Source organism: Sphingobium sp. LSP13-1-1.1, from assembly GCF_040676415.1.
Lineage (GTDB): Bacteria > Pseudomonadota > Alphaproteobacteria > Sphingomonadales > Sphingomonadaceae > Sphingobium.
In genome coordinates this window covers 354756-378398 of record NZ_JBEGHU010000023.1, presented here as the reverse complement: position 1 = coordinate 378398, position 23643 = coordinate 354756, and the positions used below count along the sequence as shown (strand labels likewise).

At 64.5% G+C, this 23643-nt stretch carries 28 protein-coding genes; 9 read left to right on the top strand and 19 right to left on the bottom strand.

Annotated elements, in window-relative coordinates; all coding sequences use genetic code 11:
• Nucleotides 1–73 precede the first annotated feature (73 nt).
• Genes MRBLSP13_RS13875 through gmk form a run of 4 tightly spaced genes read left to right on the top strand, consistent with a single transcriptional unit; the run spans nucleotide 74 to nucleotide 3113 of the window.
• Nucleotides 74–550: an SspB family protein gene (locus MRBLSP13_RS13875; RefSeq protein WP_133652345.1), complete on the top strand. Its 477-nt coding sequence runs from the start codon at nucleotides 74–76 to the stop codon at nucleotides 548–550.
• A gap of 52 nt (nucleotides 551–602) precedes the next feature.
• Complete coding sequence (gene fumC / locus MRBLSP13_RS13870; protein WP_414714715.1) at nucleotides 603–2003, top strand: class II fumarate hydratase; 1401 nt, start codon at nucleotides 603–605, stop codon at nucleotides 2001–2003.
• A 49-nt stretch (nucleotides 2004–2052) separates the two neighbouring features.
• Nucleotides 2053–2394, top strand: coding sequence for a hypothetical protein (locus tag MRBLSP13_RS13865; protein ID WP_363734478.1), 342 nt, complete (start codon nucleotides 2053–2055; stop codon nucleotides 2392–2394).
• Nucleotides 2395–2447: 53 nt separating this feature from the next.
• On the top strand, nucleotides 2448–3113 hold the full coding sequence (gene gmk / locus MRBLSP13_RS13860) for a guanylate kinase (protein WP_363734479.1): 666 nt from the start codon (nucleotides 2448–2450) through the stop codon (nucleotides 3111–3113).
• 17 nt (nucleotides 3114–3130) lie between these two features.
• Here the strand turns inward: gmk and MRBLSP13_RS13855 are convergent, their stop codons facing one another.
• The 4 genes from MRBLSP13_RS13855 to MRBLSP13_RS13840 all read right to left on the bottom strand — a co-directional run bounded on the left by MRBLSP13_RS13855 (nucleotide 3131) and on the right by MRBLSP13_RS13840 (nucleotide 6763).
• Entirely contained in the window at nucleotides 3131–4198 is a 1068-nt protein-coding gene (locus tag MRBLSP13_RS13855; RefSeq protein ID WP_363755041.1) for a class I SAM-dependent methyltransferase, read from the bottom strand.
• Nucleotides 4188–5090, bottom strand: a complete 903-nt coding sequence (gene lgt / locus MRBLSP13_RS13850; protein WP_363734481.1) for a prolipoprotein diacylglyceryl transferase — start codon at nucleotides 5088–5090, stop codon at nucleotides 4188–4190. The genes MRBLSP13_RS13855 and lgt overlap by 11 nt, the downstream gene beginning before the upstream one ends.
• A gap of 228 nt (nucleotides 5091–5318) precedes the next feature.
• Entirely contained in the window at nucleotides 5319–5918 is a 600-nt protein-coding gene (gene wrbA, locus MRBLSP13_RS13845; RefSeq protein ID WP_363734482.1) for an NAD(P)H:quinone oxidoreductase, read from the bottom strand.
• Between the two features lie 125 nt (nucleotides 5919–6043).
• Nucleotides 6044–6763 (bottom strand): pirin family protein, encoded by a 720-nt coding sequence (locus MRBLSP13_RS13840; RefSeq protein ID WP_363755039.1) that lies wholly within the window; start codon nucleotides 6761–6763, stop codon nucleotides 6044–6046.
• Nucleotides 6764–6871: 108 nt separating this feature from the next.
• On the opposite strand from MRBLSP13_RS13840, the gene MRBLSP13_RS13835 reads away from it, so the two are divergent.
• Both MRBLSP13_RS13835 and ctrA read left to right on the top strand, forming a co-directional pair.
• Complete coding sequence (locus MRBLSP13_RS13835) at nucleotides 6872–7765, top strand: LysR family transcriptional regulator (RefSeq protein ID WP_363755037.1); 894 nt, start codon at nucleotides 6872–6874, stop codon at nucleotides 7763–7765.
• 209 nt (nucleotides 7766–7974) lie between these two features.
• Nucleotides 7975–8682, top strand: a complete 708-nt coding sequence (gene ctrA, locus MRBLSP13_RS13830) for a response regulator transcription factor CtrA (RefSeq protein WP_025549663.1) — start codon at nucleotides 7975–7977, stop codon at nucleotides 8680–8682.
• 111 nt (nucleotides 8683–8793) lie between these two features.
• On the opposite strand, the gene MRBLSP13_RS13825 is transcribed toward ctrA, so the two are convergent.
• From MRBLSP13_RS13825 to MRBLSP13_RS13815, 3 genes are all read right to left on the bottom strand, one after another.
• Nucleotides 8794–9138 (bottom strand): hypothetical protein, encoded by a 345-nt coding sequence (locus tag MRBLSP13_RS13825; RefSeq protein ID WP_363755035.1) that lies wholly within the window; start codon nucleotides 9136–9138, stop codon nucleotides 8794–8796.
• A 349-nt stretch (nucleotides 9139–9487) separates the two neighbouring features.
• Entirely contained in the window at nucleotides 9488–10180 is a 693-nt protein-coding gene (locus MRBLSP13_RS13820; RefSeq protein ID WP_363755033.1) for a hypothetical protein, read from the bottom strand.
• A 100-nt stretch (nucleotides 10181–10280) separates the two neighbouring features.
• Nucleotides 10281–11531 (bottom strand): S8 family serine peptidase, encoded by a 1251-nt coding sequence (locus tag MRBLSP13_RS13815; RefSeq protein WP_363755031.1) that lies wholly within the window; start codon nucleotides 11529–11531, stop codon nucleotides 10281–10283.
• Between the two features lie 163 nt (nucleotides 11532–11694).
• Between MRBLSP13_RS13815 and MRBLSP13_RS13810 the strand changes: the two genes are divergently transcribed.
• Both MRBLSP13_RS13810 and MRBLSP13_RS13805 read left to right on the top strand, forming a co-directional pair.
• Nucleotides 11695–12183: an RNA polymerase sigma factor gene (locus MRBLSP13_RS13810; RefSeq protein ID WP_363755029.1), complete on the top strand. Its 489-nt coding sequence runs from the start codon at nucleotides 11695–11697 to the stop codon at nucleotides 12181–12183.
• Nucleotides 12180–12878: an anti-sigma factor family protein gene (locus MRBLSP13_RS13805; RefSeq protein WP_363755027.1), complete on the top strand. Its 699-nt coding sequence runs from the start codon at nucleotides 12180–12182 to the stop codon at nucleotides 12876–12878. Before MRBLSP13_RS13810 ends, MRBLSP13_RS13805 begins: the two co-directional genes overlap by 4 nt.
• A gap of 19 nt (nucleotides 12879–12897) precedes the next feature.
• Here the strand turns inward: MRBLSP13_RS13805 and MRBLSP13_RS13800 are convergent, their stop codons facing one another.
• Genes MRBLSP13_RS13800 through MRBLSP13_RS13780 form a run of 5 tightly spaced genes read right to left on the bottom strand, consistent with a single transcriptional unit; the run spans nucleotide 12898 to nucleotide 15902 of the window.
• Nucleotides 12898–13662, bottom strand: a complete 765-nt coding sequence (locus MRBLSP13_RS13800) for a metallophosphoesterase (protein ID WP_363755025.1) — start codon at nucleotides 13660–13662, stop codon at nucleotides 12898–12900.
• Between the two features lie 43 nt (nucleotides 13663–13705).
• The gene (dcd, locus tag MRBLSP13_RS13795) at nucleotides 13706–14260 is read right to left on the bottom strand and encodes a dCTP deaminase (RefSeq protein WP_133652330.1); all 555 of its coding nucleotides are present in this window, start codon (nucleotides 14258–14260) and stop codon (nucleotides 13706–13708) included.
• Nucleotides 14261–14266: 6 nt separating this feature from the next.
• Nucleotides 14267–14725: a cytidine deaminase gene (locus MRBLSP13_RS13790; RefSeq protein ID WP_363755023.1), complete on the bottom strand. Its 459-nt coding sequence runs from the start codon at nucleotides 14723–14725 to the stop codon at nucleotides 14267–14269.
• Nucleotides 14722–15387 carry a glycoside hydrolase family 25 protein gene (locus tag MRBLSP13_RS13785; RefSeq protein WP_363755021.1) on the bottom strand — a complete coding sequence of 222 codons (666 nt, stop codon included), beginning with the start codon at nucleotides 15385–15387 and terminating at the stop codon, nucleotides 14722–14724. Before MRBLSP13_RS13785 ends, MRBLSP13_RS13790 begins: the two co-directional genes overlap by 4 nt.
• Before the next feature lie 32 nt (nucleotides 15388–15419).
• On the bottom strand, nucleotides 15420–15902 hold the full coding sequence (locus MRBLSP13_RS13780) for a UPF0262 family protein (protein ID WP_025549400.1): 483 nt from the start codon (nucleotides 15900–15902) through the stop codon (nucleotides 15420–15422).
• Between the two features lie 135 nt (nucleotides 15903–16037).
• Here MRBLSP13_RS13780 and MRBLSP13_RS13775 point away from each other — a divergent pair, with 135 nt between their 5' ends.
• Nucleotides 16038–17519, top strand: coding sequence for a replicative DNA helicase (locus MRBLSP13_RS13775; RefSeq protein ID WP_363734492.1), 1482 nt, complete (start codon nucleotides 16038–16040; stop codon nucleotides 17517–17519).
• 38 nt (nucleotides 17520–17557) lie between these two features.
• On the opposite strand, the gene MRBLSP13_RS13770 is transcribed toward MRBLSP13_RS13775, so the two are convergent.
• From MRBLSP13_RS13770 to astD, 7 genes are all read right to left on the bottom strand, one after another.
• A complete protein-coding gene (locus MRBLSP13_RS13770) occupies nucleotides 17558–17953 on the bottom strand; it encodes an MAPEG family protein (RefSeq protein WP_133652326.1) in 396 nt (131 codons plus the stop codon).
• Nucleotides 17954–18129: 176 nt separating this feature from the next.
• Entirely contained in the window at nucleotides 18130–18921 is a 792-nt protein-coding gene (locus MRBLSP13_RS13765) for a phosphoadenylyl-sulfate reductase (protein WP_133652325.1), read from the bottom strand.
• The gene (locus MRBLSP13_RS13760; RefSeq protein ID WP_363734494.1) at nucleotides 18914–19354 is read right to left on the bottom strand and encodes a DUF934 domain-containing protein; all 441 of its coding nucleotides are present in this window, start codon (nucleotides 19352–19354) and stop codon (nucleotides 18914–18916) included. Before MRBLSP13_RS13760 ends, MRBLSP13_RS13765 begins: the two co-directional genes overlap by 8 nt.
• Nucleotides 19347–20978, bottom strand: coding sequence for a nitrite/sulfite reductase (locus MRBLSP13_RS13755; RefSeq protein WP_363755018.1), 1632 nt, complete (start codon nucleotides 20976–20978; stop codon nucleotides 19347–19349). Before MRBLSP13_RS13755 ends, MRBLSP13_RS13760 begins: the two co-directional genes overlap by 8 nt.
• Nucleotides 20979–20981: 3 nt before the next feature.
• Entirely contained in the window at nucleotides 20982–21278 is a 297-nt protein-coding gene (locus tag MRBLSP13_RS13750; RefSeq protein WP_133652322.1) for a DUF2849 domain-containing protein, read from the bottom strand.
• A complete protein-coding gene (cobA, locus tag MRBLSP13_RS13745; RefSeq protein WP_363755016.1) occupies nucleotides 21275–22063 on the bottom strand; it encodes a uroporphyrinogen-III C-methyltransferase in 789 nt (262 codons plus the stop codon). The genes MRBLSP13_RS13750 and cobA overlap by 4 nt, the downstream gene beginning before the upstream one ends.
• 108 nt (nucleotides 22064–22171) lie before the next feature.
• Entirely contained in the window at nucleotides 22172–23605 is a 1434-nt protein-coding gene (astD, locus tag MRBLSP13_RS13740; protein WP_133652320.1) for a succinylglutamate-semialdehyde dehydrogenase, read from the bottom strand.
• Nucleotides 23606–23643: the final 38 nt, after the last annotated feature.

Sequence of the window (23643 nt, the reverse complement as noted above, 5' to 3'; positions counted from 1 at the left end):
CGTCTTGCAATGTGCTCGGGCAATCTTTGGCGCGGACTTGACCCGCGCCGCTGCGCCGTTAGGACATTGGCGCATGAGCGACGACCTGCCCGACAGCCTGATTCCCTATGATGAAATCGTGCAGGAGGCCCTGCGCGCAGTGGTTGGCCGCGTGCTTGGTGAGATCGAGCGGTCCGGTGGCCTGCCGGGGACGCATCATTTCTACATCACCTTCAAGACTCAGGCGGCCGGAGTGGATATTCCCCGCCATCTGGTCGAGCGCTTTCCCGACGAAATGACCATCGTGCTCCAGAACAAATTCTGGGATCTGAAGGTCAGTGACGACGAATTCGGGGTCAGCCTGACCTTCAACCAGGTGGCGGCGCACCTGACGATTCCGTTCGCCGCGATCACCGCCTTCGTCGATCCGGCGGTGAATTTCGCGCTTCAGTTCCAGGCGCAGGCCGACATTGCCCCAGAACCGCATGAAGAGGCGGAAAATGACGCGCCGCAGGTGACGACGGAGGACGGCTCCAACGTCGTGACGGTTGACTTCGGCAAGAAGAAATAAGGCTGGAATAACGGGTCGAGCCTCCCCAGATTGACGGCACTCCGGCGATTTCATGGGAGTGCCCGACTTGAACGACAGCCGCATCGAAACCGACAGCATCGGCGCCATTGACGTGCCGGCCAGCGCCTATTGGGGCGCGCAGACCCAGCGAAGCATCGAGAATTTTCCCTTCGGCGCGGGCGAACGCATGCCGATCGGCATCATCCATGCGCTGGCCATCGTGAAACAGGCGGCGGCGCGGGTGAATCGCGGCCACGGGCTTGAGTCGGGCTTGGCCGATGCCATAGAGGCTGCCGCGGCCGAGGTCGTCGCAGGCAGGCATGACGACCAGTTCCCGCTCGTCATCTGGCAGACCGGCAGCGGTACCCAATCCAACATGAACGTCAATGAGGTGATCGCCGGCATCGCCAACGAGGGCATGACGGGCAGGCGCGGCGGCAAGAGCCCCGTCCACCCCAACGACCATGTGAACATGGGCCAGTCGTCCAATGACAGCTTTCCGACCGCCCTGCACATCGCGGCGGCGCGGGCCGTAACGGCGGAACTGTTTCCGGCGCTCGACCGGCTCCACGCCGCGCTCGACGCCAAGGCGAAGGCCTGGGACGGCATCGTCAAGATCGGCCGCACGCATTTGCAGGACGCGACGCCGCTCACGCTGGGTCAGGAATTTTCCGGCTATGTCCATCAACTCTACCGCGGCCGTAAGCGGATCGAGCCGGCGGCCATGCACGGCATGATGGCGCTGGCGCAGGGCGGTACGGCGGTCGGCACCGGCCTCAATGCGCCCAAGGGCTTCGACGTGGCGGTGGCGAAGGAGATCGCTGCGCTGACCGGCCTGCCGTTCCGGGCCGCCGACAACAAGTTCGAGGCACTCGCCTCCAATGACCCGCTGGTCCATCTGTCCTCTACCCTCGCGACGCTGGCGGTGGCGCTGACCAAGATCGCCAATGACATCCGCCTGCTCGGCAGCGGGCCGCGCTCCGGCCTTGGCGAACTCGACCTGCCGGCCAATGAGCCGGGCAGCTCTATCATGCCGGGCAAGGTCAATCCCACCCAGTGCGAGATGCTGACCATGGTCGCCGCACAGGTGATCGGCAATCACCAGGCGGCGACGGTAGGCGGCCTGCAGGGGCATCTGGAACTCAATGTCTTCAAGCCGATGATCGGCGCTGCGGTGCTGCGGTCGATCCATCTGCTGAGCGTGGGGATGAAGAGCTTTGCCGAACGCTGCATCGATGGGCTGGAGGCGAATGAGAGGCGGATTGCCGAGCTGGTCGACCGCTCGCTCATGCTGGTCACTGCGCTGGCGCCGGAGATTGGCTATGACAATGCCGCCAGGATCGCGAAACATGCGCATGCCGAAGGGCTGACGCTGAAGGAGGCGGGCCTGCAACTGGGGCTGGTCGACGAGGCAAGCTTCGACCGGCTTGTTCGACCGGAAAATATGGTTTGATCCACATCACCATGGTGGAACCCGACGCGCTGCGGTACATTCATGTCCCATGAGGAAAAAATCGTCTGACAAGCCCGTCATCGCCGTCCGCTCGCCCCGCAAGGACGGGCTGCTGAGAAAGGTAGCCCGCGTCGGCGCGACCGTCGTTGCTGCGCGTGTGGCCGCCGATACCGGCAAGAAGGGCGTGATCGGCCTGTTGGCGGGCATGGGCGCAAAACGGCTCATCATGCGCCATCCCATGGGCACGCTGTTCGTGACCGGCGCCTATATGGCCGGCAAGGTCTATGAGGCGAAGCGCGAGGCGGATCGCAAGCGCATGGCCAAGGCCCTGCCGGACGCCAGCCCGCCGCCCATCCTGATCGAGGAGGCGCGCAAGGCTCGCAAGGGCTGACGGCGCGACAGAGTCCCCCTTGCCAAATCCCGTCCATGGCGCCAAGAGCGGCCATGGCCGACAGCAGCTCCATAGAGACGCCCGATTTCAAGCGCCGCGGCGTCCTGTTCGTTCTTTCCTCCCCGTCCGGCGCCGGTAAATCGACCATTGCGCGCAAGTTGCTGGCCGCCGAGCCGGATCTTGCCATGTCCGTGTCGGCGACGACCCGCCCGATGCGGCCGGGAGAGGTCGACGGCAAGGATTATCATTTCGTCGATCTGGAGGAATTCCGGCGCATGACCGCCGATCATGAGTTCCTGGAATGGGCGCATGTCTTCGGCCAGCGCTATGGCACGCCCCGCGCTGCGGTGGAGGCGATGTTGAAGTCGGGCCGCGACGTTCTGTTCGATATCGATTGGCAGGGCGCGCAGCAGCTCCACCAGATTGCGGGCGGGGACGTGGTGCGGGTGTTCATCCTGCCGCCGTCGATGGAGGAACTGGAGCGTCGCCTGCGCGGACGGGCGACCGACAGCAATGAGGTGATCGAGGGTCGCATGTCCCGCGCCGCTGGAGAGATCGCGCATTGGGACGGCTATGATTATGTCCTGTGCAATGTGGATGCGGACGATTGTTTCCAGCGCGTCCAGACCATCCTGCATGCCGAGCGCATGAAGCGCAGCCGGCAGACGGGCCTCATCGGCTTCATCCGCAGGCTGAGCCGCTATCACCAGGAAGATTGAGGGAAGCCAGGCCAGGCCTATCCCTCAAAACCCACTGGTTCAGCCCAATCGGGATGGACCCAGGCCATCGCCTTGAACAGCGTTCCCATTGCATCGTCGGCGGTCAGCCGCAGGCGCGCTGCCTCCACCTCTTCCGCGCGGGCCGGCGTCGTGCGGGCCAGTTGATCGGCGCGGGCGTCGATGCCGAGCTGACGCAGGAAGGCGCCCTGACCGACCGGTCCCAGCACCCGCAGCCCTGCCTGTCGCGCCATGTTGCCGATCATGGTGAAGTCGACATGGGTGGTGAGGTCGCTTTCGCCCGGCTCGATGAAAGGGTCCGCGAAACGGTGCGCGCGCACCGCCTGCAACGTATCCCCCAGAGCCGGCCCCTCATAGCCATAGTCTATGATGATAGCTGCGCCGCCCTGCCGCGCGATCCTGTGTGCGAGTTCCAGCGCGATCGCCGTGCCCGCCAGCGGCATCTCCAGTATCGCACCTTCCGGCGCTTCGGTGGCAAGGGGCGGGATGCCCGATTCGACGCGGCGATAGCCGGTGACGGGCGCGAAGCGATCGGGCTGGTCCGGATCGGGGCAGATCACCACCCGTTCGCGCCATTCCCCGCCGCTGCGCACGATCTGCCGCACGGGCAAGGCGTCGAAAAATTCGTTCGCGACGACCAGCAACGGACCCTGTTCTGGCAGGCCGGAGACGGCATCGTGATGCAGGACATTGGGGATCAGCGTCCTTTGCCGTTCACGCAGGCTGGGGCTGGTCTCCACGAAATGGACCCGGGGGACGAAGGATATGCTGGCCATCGCCCGTAGCGCGTCGGAGGCGAGCGTAGCGCGACCGGGGCCGAGTTCGACATAGCCGATATCCGGCCGGCTGCCCGACCGCATCCAGACGTCCGCCAGGCACAGCCCCACCAGTTCTCCGAACATCTGGCTGATTTCCGGCGCGGTGGTGAAGTCGCCAGCGGCGCCCAGCGGGTCCCGCGTGCCGTAATAATGCTGGTTCGCCTCCGCCATATAATGGGCGATGGAAATCGGTCCGCCTGACGCGATCTGGCGCGCCAGGCGTTCCGACAGGCTCAGCTCAACTGACACTCGCGCTGCCCGCTATCGGTTCCACGCGTATGCGGCGGCTCCGGGCGGTGAAGATCAGGTACAGGCCGCCCAGGATCATCGGCACGCACAGCCACTGGCCCATGTGCAGGCCGGTGCGGGCCGCGAATTCCATGAGCTGCGCGTCGGCTTCACGGAAATATTCGACCCCGAAGCGGAAGATGCCATAGCAGAGCAGGAAGATGCCCACCAACATGCCGGGCTTGTAGCGCGCGCGGGTTTTCCAGAAGGCAAAGGCAAGGATCAGGAACAGCACGATGCCCTCCAGGAAAGCCTCGTAAAGCTGGCTGGGATGGCGGGGGAAGGGGCCGCCGGTCGGGAAGACGATCGCCCAGGGCACATCGGTTTCCTTGCCCCACAGCTCCCCGTTCACGAAATTGGCGAGCCGGCCGAAGAACAGGCCGAACGGTACGCAGCAGGCAACGAAATCATGGATGCGCAGCCAGGAGAGCTTTTCCTTGCGCGCCATGTAGAGAATGCCGAGCGACACGCCGACCGCGCCGCCGTGAAAGGACATGCCGCCGTTCCACAGCTTGAAGATGTCGAGCGGATGGCGAAGGATTTCGGGCTGGTAGAAGAACACATAGGCCAGCCGCCCGCCGATGATGATGCCCAGCGTCGCATAGAAGATCATGTCGTCCGCATGGCGGCGCGCCATGGGGGAACCGGGCTGGGCAATCAGCTTCAGCAGATACCAGTAGCCGATCAATATGCCCGCCAGATAGGCGAGGCTGTACCATTTCAGCGTGAAGAAGCCGAGGTCGAGGGCAACCGGGCTGAGGCCGAGCTGGTCGAAGCGGATGGCCCCCGAAGCGGCGGCGGCAAGGTCAAGGATCAAGTTGGCGTTCCCCTTGGGAAATTCGGTCCCCGCCATAGAGCAAGGTGGGGGACTGAGGGAAGGGAGGAAGTTGATCGACCTGCTTCAGGAAGGCTGCATGTCGACCGCAGCCATGATGGGGCGCACCCGCAATGACATGTCCCGTCGCATCCCGGATGCAGAAAGGGAGCCGACGCGCAGTCCAATGCGCCGGCTCCCTCTGCGTTGATGCCCTGCGACCCAAGGCTCTCAACGACTGCACCGCCAAGACGGCGCAGCGATGTGTTACCCGTGCAGCTTCAGCGCCGTTTCCGCTATGCGGCGGCCCTGGTAGCGCGCGCCTTCCAGTTCTTCTTCGCCCGGCTGGCGGCTACCGTCGCCACCGGTCAGCGTGGTCGCGCCATAGGGCGCACCCCCGCGTACCTTGTCGACGCCCATCTGCGCGGCAAAGCCATAGTCGAGGCCGACGATGACCATGCCGAAATGCAGCAGGTTGGTGATGATCGAGAACAGCGTGGTTTCCTGTCCGCCATGCTGGCTTGCCGTAGAGGTGAAGGCGCCGCCCACCTTGCCGTTCAGCGCGCCGCGTGCCCAAAGGCCGCCGGCCTGGTCCAGAAACGCCGCCATCTGGCTCGACATGCGGCCGAAACGGGTGCCGGTGCCGACGATGATCGCGTCATAGTCGGCCAGATCGGCGACGCTCGCAATCGGGGCTTCCTGATCGAGCTTGAAATGAGCAGCCTGCGCGACTTCCAGCGGCGCCGTTTCGGGCACGCGCTTGATGTCGACCTGCGCCCCTGCGGCGGCGGCGCCTTCCGCCACGGCCTTCGCCATCGTCTCGATGTGGCCGTAGGAGGAGTAGTAGAGAACCAGAACTTTAGCCATGTGCGTCTCCATTTCATCTAATGCATTGTTAATAAAAAGGTTTCAAAACAGTTGGCCGCCTGCGCCGGGGGAGGGGAAGAGCGCAGGCGGCCTTTCGGCCTGCCCAGAGGGAGGAAGGGCGGGCCTTATTCGCTGTCCACCAGGACGATTTCGGCGTCCTCGATGGCGGTGATGACGATGGGCGCGCCGCCGATGATCGCAGCGCCGTCCCGCGCCTCGAAAATCTGGCCGTCAATCTCGATCCGGCCGGTTGCCGGAACCAGATAGAGGTGGCGCCCCTCGGCACTGTCGTAGGTCACGCTCTCGCCCGCCTTGACGGTTCCGCCGAGCAGCCTGACGTCGGCGCGGACGCGCAACGCCTCGCCATCCTCGGCGTGGCCGCTTGCCAGAACGACCAGCCCGCCCGATCGGTCGCCCTTCGGAAAAGGCTTGGCGCCCCAGCATGGCTGACCGCCCTTGGAGCGCGGCATGACCCAGATCTGAAAGAGGGTCGTCGTCTCGTCTTCCAGATTATATTCGGCATGGCGGATGCCGGTGCCCGCGCTCATCACCTGGACGTCGCCGGCCTCGGTACGACCTCTGTTGCCCAGGCTGTCCTGATGGGTGATCGCGCCCTTGCGGACATAGGTGATGATCTCCATGTCCGCATGCGGATGCGGCGGGAAGCCCGAACGGGGGCGTATTTCATCATCGTTCCAGACGCGGATCGCGCCCCAGTTCATGCGGCCTGGATCATGATAGTCGCCAAAGGAAAAATGGTGACGCGCATTCAGCCAGCCATGATCGGCATGACCGAGGGACGCGAAGGGGCGACGCTCTATCAGGCTCCCTACTGTCATACTCATGATCAATGCCTTTCGATTGCGATGCCGGACGGTTCCGGCTTGCTTAATCCCCATCTAGCGATCAGGATCGTTTCTTGAATAAGCAGCATTGAAACGGATTGTTTCCTTATGCGTCTTCCGGATTTCGAGGCATGGGCGATGTTTGCCGCCGTGGTCGAACATCGCAGCTTCACCGACGCCGCCAAGGCACTGAGCGTGTCCAAGGCCACCGTGTCCAAGGCCGTGACGCGCCTGGAGCAGCATCTGGACACCAGCCTGTTCAGCCGCACCAGCCGTCGCCTCGCGCTGACTGAGAGCGGCAGGCGGCTGGCCGATCATGCGGCGCGCATCCTGTCCGAGGGGCAGGCGGCGGAGGAAGCGGCCAGAGATGAAACGGCCGAGCTTTCCGGCGTTGTCAGGCTCGGCGCGCCGATGACCTTCGGCTTGCTCCGCATCGCACCGCTGGTTGCCGAGTTCACGAAGCAGAACCCGCTGGTCGACATCGACCTCCACCTCTCCGACGCACGCATCGACCTGGTGGAAATGGGCCTGGACGCCACCATCCGCATCGCCGACATGCCCGACAGTTCGCTTCGGGCCCGACGCCTGGCCGATGTCGAACTGCATGTGGTGGCGTCGCCCGCCTATCTGGCGGAACGGGGACGCCCCGCCCATCCGTCCGACCTGGGCAGCCATGATTGCCTCTGCTATTCCAACACGCCGACGCCTGAGGTCTGGCGCTTTTCGGGGCCGGGCCAGCAGAATGTCGTGGTGCAGGTACGCGCCCGCCTGACTGTCAACAGCGGCGAGGCGATGCTGCCGGCCCTGCGTGCCGGGGTCGGCATTGCCCGTCTGCCCGACTTCATCGTCGGGCAAGCGCTGGCCGCTGGTGAACTGGAAGAACTGTTGGTGGACTGGCGGCCGCCGCCGATCGGCATCCATCTGGTGACGCCGCCGTCGCGGTTGCGGCCCGCGCGGGTCGATGCGGTGCTGGATTTCCTCACCCGCCATCATGGCTGCTGAGTTCTCGTTTCAAAGACGAATCCATATTGACTCCATCTGAATCATTTCGTGTTCAAAACGTTGAAAACAGATTCAAAATAGCACGACTCGTGGAATTCTGCCGGTTAGCGAAAAATTAACCTTTGTCCTTCAGAAGTTTTTTGGTTAATGAATTGGAGCGGTCGTCGTTCTCTGGGGGTGAACGGAACCGCTACGCAAAGGGGCTTCACATGCGCGTGCTGCTAATCGAAGACGAACCGACGACGGCCAAGGCGATCGAGCTGATGCTCACCACCGAGGGGTTCAACGTCTACACGACCGACCTGGGCGAAGAAGGTCTCGACCTCGGCAAGCTCTACGACTACGACATCATCTGCCTCGACCTGAACCTGCCGGACATGCACGGCTATGACGTGCTCAAGAAGCTCCGTGCGGCGAAGGTGCAGACGCCCGTGCTGATCCTGTCCGGCGTGGCGGAAATGGACAGCAAGGTTCGCTCCTTCGGCTTCGGCGCCGACGATTATGTGACGAAGCCCTTCCATCGCGAGGAACTGATCGCCCGCATCCATGCGGTGGTCCGTCGGTCCAAGGGGCATTCGCAGTCGGTTATCCGCACCGGCAAGCTGGCGGTGAACCTGGACGCCAAGACCGTGGAAGTGGACGGTAACCGCGTCCACCTGACCGGCAAGGAATATGCGATGCTGGAGCTGCTCTCGCTCCGCAAGGGCACGACGCTGACCAAGGAAATGTTCCTGAACCACCTTTATGGCGGCATGGACGAACCCGAACTCAAGATCATCGACGTCTTCATCTGCAAGCTGCGCAAGAAACTGGCGCTGGCCTGCGGCGGGGAAAATTACATCGAGACCGTATGGGGCCGCGGCTATGTGCTGCGCGATCCCGACGAAGCCGAGGAATTCGCGACCAAGGTCGCCTGACCGTACCATAGCGACGGAAGAAAAGGCTGCCGGTTCCAGTGGGATCGGCGGCCTTCTTCATTCATGTGTTCTGCGACGGGCAGAACCTGACGGCTCCGGAAAGATGCGAAATCATCGCCACTTATTATCGGTGTCCGGCCCCTGTGCACGCGTCCGAAAGCCAGGCCGTTTCGTTTCGATCGAGGGACGGAATGCGTCAGGCACATGATATCCTTCGGTCGGCCGATCGATAGTGACGCGGTTTCTGACCGCCTCCGGATTGATCTCGGCCGTCAGTTGCACGCCAAAGCTCTGCCGCTTGCGCCACGCGATCCGACCATGGGCAGGCCGGCAGTCGGGCAGGAGGATGACCACGCTCTCTCCCACGGCGAGTTCGCGGTCGCACCGCCCGCCCAGGCCCATTTCCGAAACGTCGCGGACCAATATGTCGATCTCACCATGATCTGGATGACGCATGCGCGCCTTCAGCAGTCTGCGCTGGCGATCATGAAGCCGCTTGGAAGCAAAATCGGAATCCGAAACGGACATTCCGTACCGTATCTCTTCAATATGGTGCCGCGACGCACCTTTGGCGACCTTCGGTTCCGTTCGACATGGCCGAAGGAACCCTATGATGTGCAATCTAGACCTTTAGGCGCGCCATGAAAAGCGCGATCATCTTAAACCATTTATATCAAAGGCTTTTGATGCCCGGTTCAGAAAGCGTGAAGGCTGGCGATCCGGTGAGGATCGCCAGCCTTCGATCAGGCGGGGAGGCGGCAATAGGGCTGAAAGCCGGGCGGGGACATGCCGCCTCCGGGCGAGGTCAGTTGGCCGCCTGATCCGAGTTTGTCGAACTGCCTGAACCGGACGCCTGTCCGCTGCCCGACAGCTGCCCAGAAGCATCAACGGATGCCAGGCCGTTTGCGCTGTTCGCCGCGCCGCTGGCGGCGCCCGCAACGCTACCCGCGGCATTGCCGGCTACAGTACGGGTGTCATTCGCGGCATTGGCAGCGTGGTCACGCGCTGCCCCTGCGGTGGCGCTGGCGCGGTCCCTGGCCTCGCCTGCGGTTGTGGCGGCGCGATCCCGCGCTGCGCCGACGGTGCTGCCGGCCTGGTCGCGCAGGCCACCCACGGCGTTGCGCACGTCGCCGGTGCCAAGCGTGTCGGCCGTCAGGCTGCCGCTTGCCGATCCGCTGGCAGAACCCGAAGCGTTGCCGCTGTGGCTCTTGCCGTGGCGGCTGACCGATCCGGAGGCAGAACCGTTGCCGCTGCCATGGCCGGAACCGCTGGCGCCGACGCGGCCATTCTCCAGGTCGATGCTGCGGTCGAGGCCAACGCCGCCCGAACCGCTCAGCGTACCGCCCAGCGATCCGCCCACGCCGCCCATGCCGCCCAGCGCGCCACCCAGGCCGCCGCCGAGCATGCCGCCGCCACCGCCACCCAGCAACTGGGCAGAGGCGGGCGCGGCGGTGAGAGCAGCGAGAGCGGCGGTAGCAATCAGGAATTGGACTTTCATCGATCGTCTCCTTGTTCGTTGTCGATCCGATGACAGGACAACGGAAGGGCGATCCGCTTTAATCCCCGAATGTCATAAAAATTTTTCAAATATTTGAAAATCAATCATTATTTCTGCAATTGCCGCAAATGACGCTGAGCCCGGCATTGCGCTTTGCTTCCGCGCGCAAGGCTTGCACGCTGCCAGCAGCGAACAGCCGCCCCGCCACCAGCGGCGCCGCGAAGGACGTGCCGCGAACCTTGCCCTTGCCGCCATCGACCCGCGCTGCATTCATGTCGGCCCCCGGCGCTGCGAAGTCGACGTGACGCGCTCGCCCGGCCTCGGGCAGGACCCGGCCGCGCCCGTCTATGCCGGTGACGGCGACTACCCCGGCATAGGAGGCGGGATAGGCCGGAGGGGCGGCCGGACCGTCATTGCCTACCGCCGCCACAATGGACAGGCCGTGTTCCCGTGCCAGTCGGATCGCGCCGGCAAGCAGTGGATTGTCCGGCCCCACCAGGCTGACTGTCACCACTTCGGTCCCGCGCGCCACCATCCAGCCCAGCGCCCGCGCGATCGCGAAGGCGCTGCCGCCCGCCGGATCATCGCCATAGACATCCGCCACCAGCAGCGGCGCGCCAGGCGCCGCACCCCTGATGCTGCCTGTCCCGCTGATCAGGGAGGCTACCGCTGTCCCATGTGCGCTGGCGCGAGGAGCGCCGCGGGCGAAGCCCCGCTGCTCGATCACGCCGCTCAGCGCCGGGTGGCGGGCGACGCCGCCGTCGATCAGGCCTGCCACCTTGCCACGCGCCGTCCCGCCCTCAGCCAGTGCGGCTGCGGAAATGCCGATCGAAGGCCCGCTGGGGAAATAGAGATTGTCGGCGCTGGCCTGTGCCTCCGGCGCGAGTGATCGGACCTGTTTCAACGCGCGCGACAGGCTTCGGCCCTGCGGCACGGTCAGACGCGCGATGCTGAGGTCCAGCCCTTCTATGGCCGCATTTTCCACGCCATAGCCGGCTGAACGCAGCGCCTCGACGCTTTCCGTCCGCGCTCCGGTCAGCAATATCACCCCGCGCCGCGCCGGCTGGCGCCGGTCGTCCAGTTCCACCTCATCCCCATGCCGCCGCAGCAGATCGTCGATTCGCGCCGCCCGCGCCGCTACCAGCCGGTCGGCCAGCCGCGCGGGCGACAATTGGTCGAGCCCAGCCTGATCCAGCGCGCCGTCCACCCGGTCCAGCACTTGCGGCACGATGCCGCCCACTGGTCCGCTGACCTGACCCAGGGTGCCGCCGGTCGCGGGTAACAACTGCGCCTGCGCGCCCGGTGCGGTCAGCAGCAGGCCTGCGACGATCCATGGACGCGTGAATTTCATCTCGACCTCTCTACCACCGACCTTTTCACAATCGGACTGCTTTACGGTCCTTTCGCTCTCAAAATGATTCATTGCGAAAAAATTTCCGATACAAGTTCCGTGCTCAGGGATGAAACGTGCGGCGATGGTCGTTTCATCCTTCAGGAAGCTGAATGGAGACCGGATGTCGTTCGAAAGCGATCTGTTGGCGATCCTGCCCCGGCTGCGCCGCTTTGCCGCCAGCCTGTCGCGGGACCGCGCCGATGCGGACGATCTTTGCCAGGCGGCGTTGGAAAAGGCGCTCCGGGCACGCGATCAATGGCAGCCGGGGACAAGACTGGATAGCTGGATGTATCGGATCATGCGCAATCTCTGGATCGACGAGGGCCGCTCCCGGCAGCGCGCCGCCCGCACCTTCGCGCCGGAGGAGGCCGGCGAGCATGTCGGCCATGCGGGCGACCGGGATGTGGAGGCGCATGTCATGCTGTCCGACGTCGACCGCGCCATGCGCAGCCTCCCCGACGAACAGCGGGAGGCGATCGCGCTCGTACTGGTGGAGGGGCTGTCCTACAAGGAGGCGGCGGAGGTGCTGGACATTCCGATGGGCACGTTGACGTCGCGGCTTGTGCGCGGGCGCGGCGCGCTCATCGAACTGCTGGGGGAAGCGGCATGACGGATATCGACGAAACCATGCTGATCGCCCTGGTGGATGGCGAACTGGACGAGGTGAGCCGGCGGCGCATCGAGCGTGCGGTGGCGGAAGACCCGGCTTTGGCGGCCCGGCTGGATATGCATGTCCGCCTGCGGGAGCGGTTGGCGGATCATTATGCGCCGATCGAGGCCGAGCCTGTGCCGGCTGCGATGCGGGCCTTGTTGCAGGCGGAGGCGAAGGTCGTCCCCCTCGCTCGTCCGGTGGCGGCGCGGCGGCACGCCTGGATGACGGGCGGCGCGATTGCCGCGAGCCTGTTGCTGGGTCTTGGCATCGGACATTTTTCTGGCGGCGGCGGCGACAGTCCGGTCGCGGTGGAGCAGGGCACCATGGTCGCGCAGGGCGAACTGGCGTCAGCGCTTGAAACCCAACTGGCCTCCGCTCAGGACGGCGCGCTGATTCGCATCGGCCTCAGCTTCCGGCGCAAGGGCGGCGGCTGGTGCCGCAGCTTCGAAGGGCAGGCCATTTCGGGCGTCGCCTGTCGCCAGGAGCAGGGCTGGCAAGTGCAACAGCTTGTGCCGGGTTCGGGGCAGGAGACTGCCTATCGGCAAGCGTCTTCGGGCGATGCGCGCCTCATGGCGACTGTCGATGCCCTGATGGATGGCTCCCCCCTCGATGCCGCGCAGGAGAAAGCGGCCAAGGCCAGGCGCTGGCAATAGGACAGGCCGGGAAAGCTGGTCAGGCCCCGGTCTGCAGAAACCAGCGTCTGTCCTCTTCCAGCCCGATGGCGGTCAACAGGCCGCTGCGGAAGGCGCCGGTGTCGATGCCGATCCGGTTGGGCTGCACGTCCACATCGTCGCTGATGCTGTGACCATGAACGATCATCTTGCCGAAATGGTGGCGATGGTTCAGGAAATCGCCCCTGATCCATCGCAGATCGGCGGCAATCTGCGCGTCGAGGGCGATCCGCGGCCGAACCCCGGCATGTACGAAGAGATAGTCGCCAAGCGGCAGCATATCGGGGAAAGCGTCGAGAAAATCGACATGATCGCGGGGGACATGCGCCAGCATCCATTGCGCGATCGCCTCGTCGTCCATCCCGGCGCTCTGCCCCGGCTCCAGGCCGTAGCTTGCCAGCGTCTCCACCCCGCCATAACGACGGAAGGGGGCGGCGGCCCGCACATTTCCGCGTGCCGCCGCCACGAACATTTCCTCATGATTGCCCTTGAGGAAATGGACGTCCTCGCCCGCATGCGCCAGGTTCATCGCCCGTTCGACCACTTGCCGCGACTGCGGTCCCCGGTCGACCAGATCGCCCAGCAGGATCAGCAGCCGGGGCAAAGGGCGTCTGTCCGCCTCGTCCAGCGCGATCCTGTCGAGCAATTGGGCAAAAAGGTCGTCGCGGCCGTGAACGTCACCTATGGCATAGATGCGCCTGTCCGGGCCCACGCTGGGGGAGGGCGCGTCGTCCGGCGCCTTCCGCCTGCGGAACGGGATCAGCATGGCAGGCTTGCCTCACACATCATGCCGCCAATGTCGCACAGCGTTACAGGCGCGGCAATGTCACGCCCTGCTGCCCCATATATTTGCCCGCCCGGTCGGCATAGCTGGTCTCGCACGGTTCGTTGCCCTTGAGGAACAGGAACTGGCACGCGCCCTCATTGGCGTAGATCTTGGCGGGAAGCGGCGTCGTGTTGGAAAATTCCAGCGTGACATGCCCTTCCCAGCCGGGTTCCAGCGGTGTCACGTTCACGATGATGCCGCACCGCGCATAGGTGGATTTGCCAAGGCAGATCACCAGCACGTCGCGGGGCACGCGAAAATATTCGACCGTGCGGGCCAGCGCGAAGCTGTTCGGAGGGATGATGCAGACATCGGTCTTGCGGTCGACGAAGCTGTTGGCGGCGAAATCCTTGGGATCGACCACGGCGCTGTCGACATTGGTGAAGATCTTGAACTCGTCCGCCACCCGCGCATCATAGCCGTAGGAGGAAAGGCCATAGCTGATGCAGCCGTCGCGCCGCTGGCTCTCCACGAACGGCTCGATCATGGCGTTGTTTTGCGCCTGTTCGCGAATCCACTTATCCGACAATATCGACATGGCTGTTCAGCTCTTTCCGGGGGTGATGCCCAAATCGGCAGGACCGAAGGCAAGGGGCAGGAGTTCGGCGACGCGATGTTCGACCAGCGCGTCTCCTTCCGGTGCAGCGCAATAGATGGCGAGCGTCCGCCCGGCCATCTGCTCGGCTTCGTTCATGACCTGGCGGCATCGGCCGCAGGGGGTGACGATGGCCTCGCCCGATGTGACGCCGTCCGCGCCCATGGTGCCGCCCACGACCGCGATCGCCTCGACATCGGCAAGGCGGCCCTGGGCATTCGCCGCCGCCAGCGCCACCGTTTCGGCGCAGAGCGACAGGCCGTAGCTCGCATTCTCGAAATTGCAGCCGGTCACGACCTGCCCGTCGGTCAGTCGCACCGCCGCGCCGACTGCGAAACGGCTATAGGGCGCATGCGCATGGCGCATCGCTTCCCTTGCCGCCTCGATCAGCTTTTCCGTCGCATTCATCGTGCCATCACATCCCATCGCACCGGACCGTCGACGCCGTCGATATGCCGCATATCATTGGCTGTCCACATCACCCATCTGCGCTTCCCGCTATCGGGCGCGAAGAAATTGCGGTCCAGCCACAAAGTCCGGTTGATCCCCGATGCAATGGCATATCGGGCATCGAAATCGTCGCTGACATTCAGCAGGACCGGCGTGCCCGCATGACTTTCGATCAGGTTGATGAGCGTGTTCAGTTCAGAAAGCACCGCATCCTGCCCCGGCCGGGCGCGGCAGCCTGGCTCGAACGCCAGCCTGATGACCGGCGGCAGGGCGGCATTGTCGCGCGGCACCATGGCCATGAAGCCGGTGGCCTGTTCCGAGGCACTGGCGCAGAGGCTGAAATCGAGCGCAGCGCCATAGCGCATCCCTGCCGCGCGCGCGGCGGCCCAGTTCGCCTCGAACGCCGGATCGCGAAAGCGCCCGCCGCGCGAGGCGCGGATATAGGCGAAATCGGTTCCCTGCGCCGCCAGCGTGCCCCAGTCGATCGAGCCATTGTCCGATGATACCGACACGCCCTGCGTCGGGAACGCCTCCCGATCGGGGGCCCATTCGCGCGCGTAGAGCCATCCGCCCAGCGCCATCAGGCCCAGGACGGCAAGAAGCAGGCAGAAACGAGCCATGAAATGGCCGGCGCTGATGATACGGATGCCCCTTACCCCTTGATATGCAGGACGCAGATCAGCGTGAACAGGCGACGGGCCGTGTCGAAGTCGACCTTGATCTTGCCGTCCAGCCGCTCGATCAGCGTCTCGGCGGCGGCATTGTGGATGCCCCGGCGTGCCATGTCCACCGTTTCGATCTGTTGCGGTGAAGCATTGCTGATCGCCTGGTAATAGCTGTCGCAGATCGCGAAATAATCGCGGATCGGGCGGCGGAACCGCCCAAGGCTCAGGATGATCGCCTCCAGCGGGTCGCCATTTTCACGGCGTATCTCTATGACCAGCCGGCCTTCCTCGACGCGCAGATGCACCTTGTAGGGGCCGGCATAGCCGTCCTCATGGCTGCGCTGCGGCTCGAAATAATTATCCTCCAGCAGGTCGAAGATGGCGATGCGCCGCTCCTGCTCCACATCGGCATTGCGCCAGAGGATCGTCCGCTCGTCGAGCGTGATATCGATGATGCGCGGATCGGCCATGAACGCTATGGTCAGTGCGGCGGAGCACAGGGAAATGCAACCGGGAAAAGCAGGGCGCCGGGTTGTCCACAGCTTTTCCCAATCGTTTCAATGTCGGACCTTGCGCGCCGCCGTCAGCGAAGCGATGAGGGGGCAATGGTCGAACTCGTGCAAATCAACCCCGCCGCAGAAACCGGCATCACCGAACTCCCGCGCAACGTCGAGGCGGAGGCCGCGCTGCTGGGCGCGCTCATGATCGACAACCGCATTGCCGAGGATGTGCAGCTCAAGCTGAAGCCAGAGCATTTTTTCGAGCCCTTGCACGGCCGCATCTACGAAGCGGTGATGCGGCTGGTCGAACGCGACATGGTCGCCAACCCCGTGACGCTGAAACCGATGCTGGAGCAGGATCCGGCGCTCAAGGAACTGGGCGGTGTCGGCTATCTGGCGCAATTGACGGGCAATGGCGCCGCGTTGCTGGGTGCGCGCGACTTCGCGGCGCAGATCTATGACCTCGCCCTGCTGCGCCAACTTGTCCATGTCGGGCGCGAACTGGTTGAAAGCGCTCTCGACACCAGCGAGGACGTGAATCCACGCGAACAGATCGAGCAGGCTGAGGTCGCCCTTTACAAGGTTTCCGAAGGGGAGGGGGAAACCGGCTCGGTCAAGAGCTTCGCCACCGCCACGACCATGGCGGTCCAGATCGCGGAGCGGGCGCTCAACAGTGGCGGGCATGTGTCCGGCATCACCACCGGCATCAACAGCCTGAACGAAAAGATCGGCGGCATGCACAATTCGGATCTCATGATCCTTGCGGGTCGTCCGGGCATGGGCAAGACATCGCTGGCGACCAATATCGCCTATAATGCCGCCTCGCGCTGGCTGCGCGACAATGCGGACGGCATTTCGCCGGAAAAGAATATGGGCGCGAAGACCGCCTTTTTCAGCCTGGAAATGTCCGCCGACCAGCTCGCCACGCGCGTGCTGGCGGAACAGTCGGGGATCAGCGGCGAAGCGCTGCGCATGGGCAAGATCAGCCGGTCAGACTTCCAGAATCTTTCGCGGGCAGCGCGCGAGTTGCAGGAATTGCCGCTGTTCATCGACGACACGCCTGGCCTGACCATCGCCGCGCTGCGCACGCGCGCCCGCCGTTTGAAGCGGCGGCATGACATTGGTTTCGTCGTGGTCGACTATCTCCAACTGCTCCAGGGCACGGGTAAGGGCGACAATCGCGTCAACGAAATTTCGGAAATTTCCCGCGGCCTCAAAACCTTGGCCAAGGAACTCAACTGCCCGGTTCTGGCGCTGTCCCAGCTCAGCCGCGCCGTCGAACAGCGCGAGGACAAACGGCCCCAATTGTCCGACCTTCGCGAATCAGGCTCCATCGAACAGGACGCGGACATGGTCTGGTTCGTGTTCCGCGAGGATTATTATGTCGCCGCGAAGGAGCCGGGGAACAAGGAGAGTTCCGAGCATCTGGAATGGGCGCAGGAGATGGAGCGCATCTACGGCCTTGCCGAAGTGATCATCGCCAAGCAGCGCCATGGCTCGACCGGGCGCATCCGCATGAAGTTCGATGCGAAGATCACCCGCTTCTCCGATCTGGCGGAGGGCAGCTACATGGACGATTATGAATAGCGGCGCGATGTGCAGGAAAATGGGCGCAGGAAAATGGTTCAGCCCGAAACGAAGGCCTGAAAGACCAGCGCGAGCCCGATCATGCTGACCAGATAGGCGATCGTCCGCACCACGGGCACGCCCATGCCGTAGAGCGGGAGATACACGGCCCGCGCACCCAGCCAGAGCCAGCCGCCGATCGCCGTCATCCCGCTGGTTTTCCCCGCGATCACCACGCCGATCAGGGTGATGATCGCGATGGGATAGGTTTCCAGGAAATTCGCCTGCGCCCGCACCAGCCGCCCACCGACGGGATCGAGCGGCGGCAATTCCTCATCCCGCGCACCCATATTCCACTTGGTGCCATATTGCCGCGTCTTGATATGCGCCGCCGCGAAGATGTGGACCAGCAGCAGCACGCAACTCCACGCCAATATCTTCAGCTCGACGGCCATATCCTGTCCTCCGCTCGGTCTGTCATGAACGGCGACCATATCGCGCCTGAAGGGCTCGCGCCATCAGTCTCCGTTCCGGCATAAGACGATGGCTCGCTCCGGGGCCGGCTCCGGGGTTGCTGCCCGGCTGTCAGGTCAACCGGGCATGCGCGTCGCGGGCAGGATGTCCTTTTCGGTCAGAACACCGGCTGGTTGGCCGGATCGTCCGGATCGGCGATGGGGGAGGGGATTGGCGTCACCGGCGTGTGAATGCCGCACTCCACCTTGTCCCAACCACGCCAGCGGCCAGCGCGCGGGTCTTCGCCCGGCAGCACCTTGGACGTGCACGGTTCGCAACCGATGGACAGATAGCCTTGCGCCTCCAGCGGGTGGCGCGGCAGCTTTTCCGCCTCGAAATAGGCCTCCAGATCGTCCTTCGTCCAGTCGCCCAGCGGATTGATCTTCAGACGGCCGTCTTCGATCTCGAAACGGGGCAGGTTCTGCCGCGTCACCGACTGAAACGCCTTCCGTCCGGAAATCCAGGCATCCAGGCCATTTTTCGCGCGGCTCATCGGTTCGACCTTGCGGATCTCGCAGCAGCCATCGGGGTCGTAGGACCAGCGCAGGCCCGTCTCGTCCTTCTTCGCCAGCACGTCCGCATCCGGCACGACCGTCCGGCTGTCGGTAAAGCCCAGCGTGCTGATCAGCGTTTCGCGATAATCCAGCGTCTCGCGAAACATCTTGAGCGTGTCGACGAAGATCACCGGCACGGTCCTGTCCGCCTTCGCCACCAGCGACAGCAGAACCGCGCTTTCCGTGCCGAAGGAGGAGACGACGGCGACATTCCCCGCCAGCCCCTCGGCAAAGACGGTCCTGAGCATCGAAAGCGTGTCGACGCCACTGAAGCGCGCATTGAGCGCATCCGCATCCGCCTGGGTAAAGGCGGGGCGGGCATCGATCACGTCAAGCTTGCGGGCAGGTTCAGCCATTTGCAGTCTCCGGGTGCCGCTTCGCCCAGACTGGGCGGCGGCCGTCGATCGTCTTCTGATAGACATCGTCATAACGGCGGAGCGCGCGCTCCACGGCGGCATCGTCCAGCGCCTTGTCGGGCCGGAAGCTGTCGAAGCCGCAGCGGCGCATCGCGACAATCTGGTCCACCAGCACATCGCCCACGGCGCGCAGCTCGCCGATATAGCCGGCCTCGCGCAATATCCGCGCCGCCGAATAGCCGCGCCCGTCGCCGAACGCCGGGAAATTCACCTCCACCAGCGACAGCCTGTCCAGATGGGGCAGCAATTCGCGGGCATCCTCGCCAGCTTCGATCCGGACGGCGGTCGAATTGGACTGGCCGGTGAAGGATTCGACCGTGACGGCCGGTTCCTGGCCGACTTCGCCTTCGCGGAAGGAGAGGAACTCAACCATAGATCGCCTCCTTGAAGGGCTTCATGCCAAGACGGCGATAGGTGTCGAGGAAGCGTTCACCTTCCTCCCGCTGCGCAAGATAGATGTTGGTGACCTTCTCGATCGCGTCGACCACGCCGTCCTCCGAAAAGCCGGGTCCGGTGATCTGCCCGACGCTTGCATCCTCCGCACCCGATCCGCCGAGCGAGAGCTGGAAATTCTCCACGCCCTTCCGGTCCACGCCCAGCACGCCGATATGGCCGGCATGATGATGGCCGCAGGCATTGATGCAGCCGGAAATCTTGACCTTCAGCTCGCCCAGTTCCTTCTGCCGGTCCGCCGCGGCGAACCGTTCCGACAGCTTCTGCGCCAGTGGGATGGAGCGGGCATTGGCAAGGCTGCAATAATCCAGGCCAGGGCAGGCGATGATGTCGGTGATCAGGTCCAGATTGGCCTCCGCCAGCCCGGCCTCGTCCAGCTTCTGCCAGACGGCGTGGAGGTCCGCCTTCTTCACATGCGGCAGGACCAGGTTCTGCGCATGGGTGACGCGCAGTTCGTCGAGCGAATATTGCTCGGCCAGGTCCGCCACCAGGGCGATCTGCTCTGCCGAGGCATCGCCCGGAATGCCGCCGCGCGGCTTCAGGCTGATGTTGACGATGGCATAGCCCGGCTGCTTGTGCGCCGCGACCTGCCGGTCCACCCACAGGGCAAAGGCCGGATCGTTGCGATCGACGCTGTCGTCCAGGCCCGTTTCATAGGCGGGACCAGCGAAATAGGCGCGGATGCGGTCCAGTTCCTCGGTCGGCGGGTTGAGGCCCAGCGTCCGCATATGGGCGAATTCTTCCTCGACCTGCCGCTTATATTCCTCGACACCCAGCTCGTGGACCAGGATCTTGATCCGCGCCTTGTACTTGTTGTCGCGCCGGCCATAGCGGTTATAGACGCGCAGGCACGCCTCCAGATAGGAGACGATCTCCTCCTCGGGCACGAAATCCCTGATGAGCGGGGCAACCATCGGGGTGCGGCCCATGCCGCCGCCGGCATAGACCTCCGCACCGATCCGGCCGTCGCGCGACACCAGCTTCAGGCCGATGTCGTGCAGCCGCATGGCGGAACGGTCTTCCTCGCTTGCGATCACCGCGATCTTGAACTTGCGCGGCAGGTAGGTGAATTCGGGATGGAAGGTCGACCATTGGCGCAGCAGTTCCGCCCAGGGGCGCGGATCGGCCACCTCGTCCGCCGACACCCCGGCATATTGGTCGGAAGAGATGTTGCGGATGCAATTGCCGCTGGTCTGGATGGCATGCATCTCGACCGTCGCCAGTTCGGCAAGGATGTCCGGCGCGTCGGCCAGCTTGATCCAGTTATATTGCAGGTTCTGCCGCGTCGTGAAGTGGCCGTAGCCCCGGTCATATTTCGCCGCGATCTCTCCCAGCTTGCGCATCTGGCGGGCGCTCAGCGTGCCATAGGGAATGGCAACGCGCAGCATATAGGCGTGAAGCTGGAGATAGAGGCCGTTCATCAGCCGCAGCGGCTTGAACTGGTCCTCCGTCAGTTGCCCGGCCAGACGGCGCTGGGTCTGGTCGCGAAATTCCTCGACGCGGGCGTCGACGATGGACTGGTCGTAGCTGTCGTAACGATACATGGTTCAGATCACCCAGTTGCCGGCATCGGCGTCATTCGGTTTCAGCGTCAGGTCGGGGCGCACCGTCGGCCCCAGGGCGCGGATGCGGTCCTTGATATGCGCGGGGCGCACGCCCTCTCCGGTCACGGTCGCATCGATCACATAGGCGCCCACGACCCGCAACGCGGCTTCCTCCGCGCGGGCCAGATCCTCGCCCTTGTCGCTCACGTCGACGGAATCGCCGACCTGCCGCGACCAGCCGTCGCCCGCCCACCAGATCACGTCCCCGGTGCCGAGGTCATTGCCGGTCAAAATCTTCACTTGTCAGTCTCCGCCCCAAATGTCTCCTGCGCGACCCAGCCGGCCAGCACATCTTGCGCCAGCGCATAGGCCGCAACCTCTCCCACCACAATCAGGGCGGGACTTTTCACCTTTTCCCGCGCCACCATCTCGCCCAGATCGGCAAGCAAGGTGCGCAGCGTCCGCATGTCGGCGCGCGTGCCGTTTTCCAGAACGGCCACGGGAATAGCCGGGGACACGCCGTCGGCGATCAGCTTGTCGGCAATGTCCGCCGCCGTCGCCACGCCCATATAGATGACGAGCGTGCGCCCAGCGCCGGCCAGGCCCGACCAATCCTGATCGGTCAGCCCCTTGCATTGCCCCGCAACGAAGCTGACCGCGCTCGCCGCCGCGCGGTGGGTGAGGGGCAGCTGCGCCTGCGCGGCACAGCCGACGGCGGCGCTGATGCCCGGCACGATCTCCACCGGCACCCCGGCGGCGCGGCATGCCTCCATCTCCTCGCCGCCGCGGCCGAAGATGAAGGGGTCGCCGCCCTTCAGCCGGACGACCCGGCGCCCGGCGAGCGCCAGTTCGACCAGCAGGGCATTGATCCCGTCCTGCGGCACCGAATGACGGCTGCGCTGCTTGGCGACCGAGATCAGTTCGGCTTGCGGGGAGGCAAGCGCCAGTATCTCGGCGGAAACCAGCCCGTCATGCACGATCACCTCGGCCTCGCCGATCAACCGCGCCGCGCGCAGCGTCAACAGTTCCGGATCGCCCGGACCAGCACCGACAAGGGTGACAGTGGCAGTGGGAGTTTCAGCCATGCTGGGCAGATGGCGAAATCGGCCCGTGGTTTCAATTCAGAATGCATTGGCCAGGGCGAAGGAAAATTTGGGAGGGGTCGATCTGACGCCGTCGCCCCGACCCGACGCTCAATCGCCCATCGTGCTGGTGTCGATGTCCTTCAGGCCGACGCCGATGGACGCGCGCGGCTGCTCGATTTCCACCGACACGACCGGATAGGCGCAATAATCCGCCGCATAATAGGCGCTGGGCCGATGGTTCCCGGAAATGCCCACCCCGCCAAAGGGCGCGGAGGAGGATGCTCCGTTGGTGGGGCGGTTCCAGTTGACGATGCCCGCCCGGATATTGGCCCAGAACTGGTTATATTGTTCCGGCGATCCCCCGATCAAAGCCGCGGACAGGCCGTAGCGGGTGTTGTTCGCCTCCCGGATCGCGGATTCGAAATCCGGGACGCGGACGACCTGCAACAAGGGGCCGAACAGTTCGATGTCGGGCCGTTCGGCCATGGCGGTCACGTCGATGATCGCTGGCGTGACGAAGGGCAGCCCCTTGGTCGTGCGGACCATATGCTTGATCGGCTTGCCGCCGTTGCTCATCAGGTAGAGGAAGCTCTCCGTCAGCTGATCGGCCGCCTGATTGTCGATCACCGGGCCCATATAGGGCGCGGGGTCGGCATGGGGATGATCGACGATCAGCCGGTCGGCCAGCTTCTTGACCTCTCCGACCAGCGTGTCTGCCAACTCGTCCTTGACGATCAGCCGGCTCGCCGCGGTGCAGCGCTGCCCGCTCGACAGGAAGGCCGACTGCACGATCAGCGTCGCGGCGCTGGGGACGTCTGCCGTATCCCAGGCGACGATCGGGTTGTTCCCGCCCATTTCCAGCGCCAATATCTTGCCCGGATTGGCGGCGAACTGCCGGTTGATCGCAATGCCCGTCTGGGCCGACCCGGTGAAGAGGATACCACCCACATCGGGATGGGCGGCCAGCGCCTTGCCCTCATCCGGGCCACCCAGCACCAGCCGGACGGCATCCTCCGGCACGCCGGCCTCATGGTAGAGGCGCACCAGCATTTCACCTACCGCAGGCGTCTTTTCCGATGGCTTGAAGACGACGGCATTGCCTGCCAGCAGGGCAGGTACGATGTGACCGTTGGGCAGATGCGCCGGGAAATTATAGGGGCCCAGCACCGCCATGACGCCATGGGGCTTGTGCCGCACGGACTGGCGAGCGCCCATTGCCGCCTCCAGCCGCCTTTGTCCGGTGCGTTCGGAAAAGGCGGCGACGGAGATATCGACCTTGTTCATCACCGCCGTCACTTCGGTCCGCGCATCCCACAGGGGCTTGCCGGTCTCGCGCGCGATCAGGTCTGCCAGCGCCTCTTCATTGGCGCGCACGACATTGACGAAGCGGCGCAGCGTTTCGATGCGATAGGCGATGGGCTGGGCGGCCCATCTGGGCCAAGCGGCACAGGCGCGGGCAACCTCCGTCGCCACATCGCTGGCAGTCCCCTGCCACAGAAGTTCGCCAGTGGCGGGTTCGAACGAAGTCAGCGCGGCGGACATGCTGCCGATATGGCAATTAATTCCGCTTTAGGGAAGAG

Bases quoted from the DNA above. Each gene is read 5' to 3' on its own strand.
- MRBLSP13_RS13760 (WP_363734494.1), bottom strand. From the start codon at position 19,354: ATGGTTGAGTTCCTCTCCTTCCGCGAAGGCGAAGTCGGCCAGGAACCG.
- fumC (WP_414714715.1), top strand. From the start codon at position 603: ATGGGAGTGCCCGACTTGAACGACAGCCGCATCGAAACCGACAGCATC.
- MRBLSP13_RS13775 (WP_363734492.1), top strand. From the start codon at position 16,038: ATGGTCGAACTCGTGCAAATCAACCCCGCCGCAGAAACCGGCATCACC.
- gmk (WP_363734479.1), top strand. From the start codon at position 2,448: ATGGCCGACAGCAGCTCCATAGAGACGCCCGATTTCAAGCGCCGCGGC.
- MRBLSP13_RS13820 (WP_363755033.1), bottom strand. From the start codon at position 10,180: ATGAAAGTCCAATTCCTGATTGCTACCGCCGCTCTCGCTGCTCTCACC.
- MRBLSP13_RS13810 (WP_363755029.1), top strand. From the start codon at position 11,695: ATGTCGTTCGAAAGCGATCTGTTGGCGATCCTGCCCCGGCTGCGCCGC.
- MRBLSP13_RS13825 (WP_363755035.1), bottom strand. From the start codon at position 9,138: ATGCGTCATCCAGATCATGGTGAGATCGACATATTGGTCCGCGACGTT.
- lgt (WP_363734481.1), bottom strand. From the start codon at position 5,090: ATGGCGGGGACCGAATTTCCCAAGGGGAACGCCAACTTGATCCTTGAC.
- MRBLSP13_RS13755 (WP_363755018.1), bottom strand. From the start codon at position 20,978: ATGTATCGTTACGACAGCTACGACCAGTCCATCGTCGACGCCCGCGTC.
- cobA (WP_363755016.1), bottom strand. From the start codon at position 22,063: ATGGCTGAAACTCCCACTGCCACTGTCACCCTTGTCGGTGCTGGTCCG.
- MRBLSP13_RS13875 (WP_133652345.1), top strand. From the start codon at position 74: ATGAGCGACGACCTGCCCGACAGCCTGATTCCCTATGATGAAATCGTG.
- MRBLSP13_RS13800 (WP_363755025.1), bottom strand. From the start codon at position 13,662: ATGCTGATCCCGTTCCGCAGGCGGAAGGCGCCGGACGACGCGCCCTCC.
- MRBLSP13_RS13770 (WP_133652326.1), bottom strand. From the start codon at position 17,953: ATGGCCGTCGAGCTGAAGATATTGGCGTGGAGTTGCGTGCTGCTGCTG.
- MRBLSP13_RS13865 (WP_363734478.1), top strand. From the start codon at position 2,053: ATGAGGAAAAAATCGTCTGACAAGCCCGTCATCGCCGTCCGCTCGCCC.
- MRBLSP13_RS13780 (WP_025549400.1), bottom strand. From the start codon at position 15,902: ATGGCCGATCCGCGCATCATCGATATCACGCTCGACGAGCGGACGATC.
- MRBLSP13_RS13805 (WP_363755027.1), top strand. From the start codon at position 12,180: ATGACGGATATCGACGAAACCATGCTGATCGCCCTGGTGGATGGCGAA.
- MRBLSP13_RS13785 (WP_363755021.1), bottom strand. From the start codon at position 15,387: ATGGCTCGTTTCTGCCTGCTTCTTGCCGTCCTGGGCCTGATGGCGCTG.
- ctrA (WP_025549663.1), top strand. From the start codon at position 7,975: ATGCGCGTGCTGCTAATCGAAGACGAACCGACGACGGCCAAGGCGATC.
- MRBLSP13_RS13835 (WP_363755037.1), top strand. From the start codon at position 6,872: ATGCGTCTTCCGGATTTCGAGGCATGGGCGATGTTTGCCGCCGTGGTC.
- MRBLSP13_RS13840 (WP_363755039.1), bottom strand. From the start codon at position 6,763: ATGAGTATGACAGTAGGGAGCCTGATAGAGCGTCGCCCCTTCGCGTCC.
- MRBLSP13_RS13815 (WP_363755031.1), bottom strand. From the start codon at position 11,531: ATGAAATTCACGCGTCCATGGATCGTCGCAGGCCTGCTGCTGACCGCA.
- MRBLSP13_RS13765 (WP_133652325.1), bottom strand. From the start codon at position 18,921: ATGGCTGAACCTGCCCGCAAGCTTGACGTGATCGATGCCCGCCCCGCC.
- MRBLSP13_RS13790 (WP_363755023.1), bottom strand. From the start codon at position 14,725: ATGAATGCGACGGAAAAGCTGATCGAGGCGGCAAGGGAAGCGATGCGC.
- dcd (WP_133652330.1), bottom strand. From the start codon at position 14,260: ATGTCGATATTGTCGGATAAGTGGATTCGCGAACAGGCGCAAAACAAC.
- astD (WP_133652320.1), bottom strand. From the start codon at position 23,605: ATGTCCGCCGCGCTGACTTCGTTCGAACCCGCCACTGGCGAACTTCTG.
- wrbA (WP_363734482.1), bottom strand. From the start codon at position 5,918: ATGGCTAAAGTTCTGGTTCTCTACTACTCCTCCTACGGCCACATCGAG.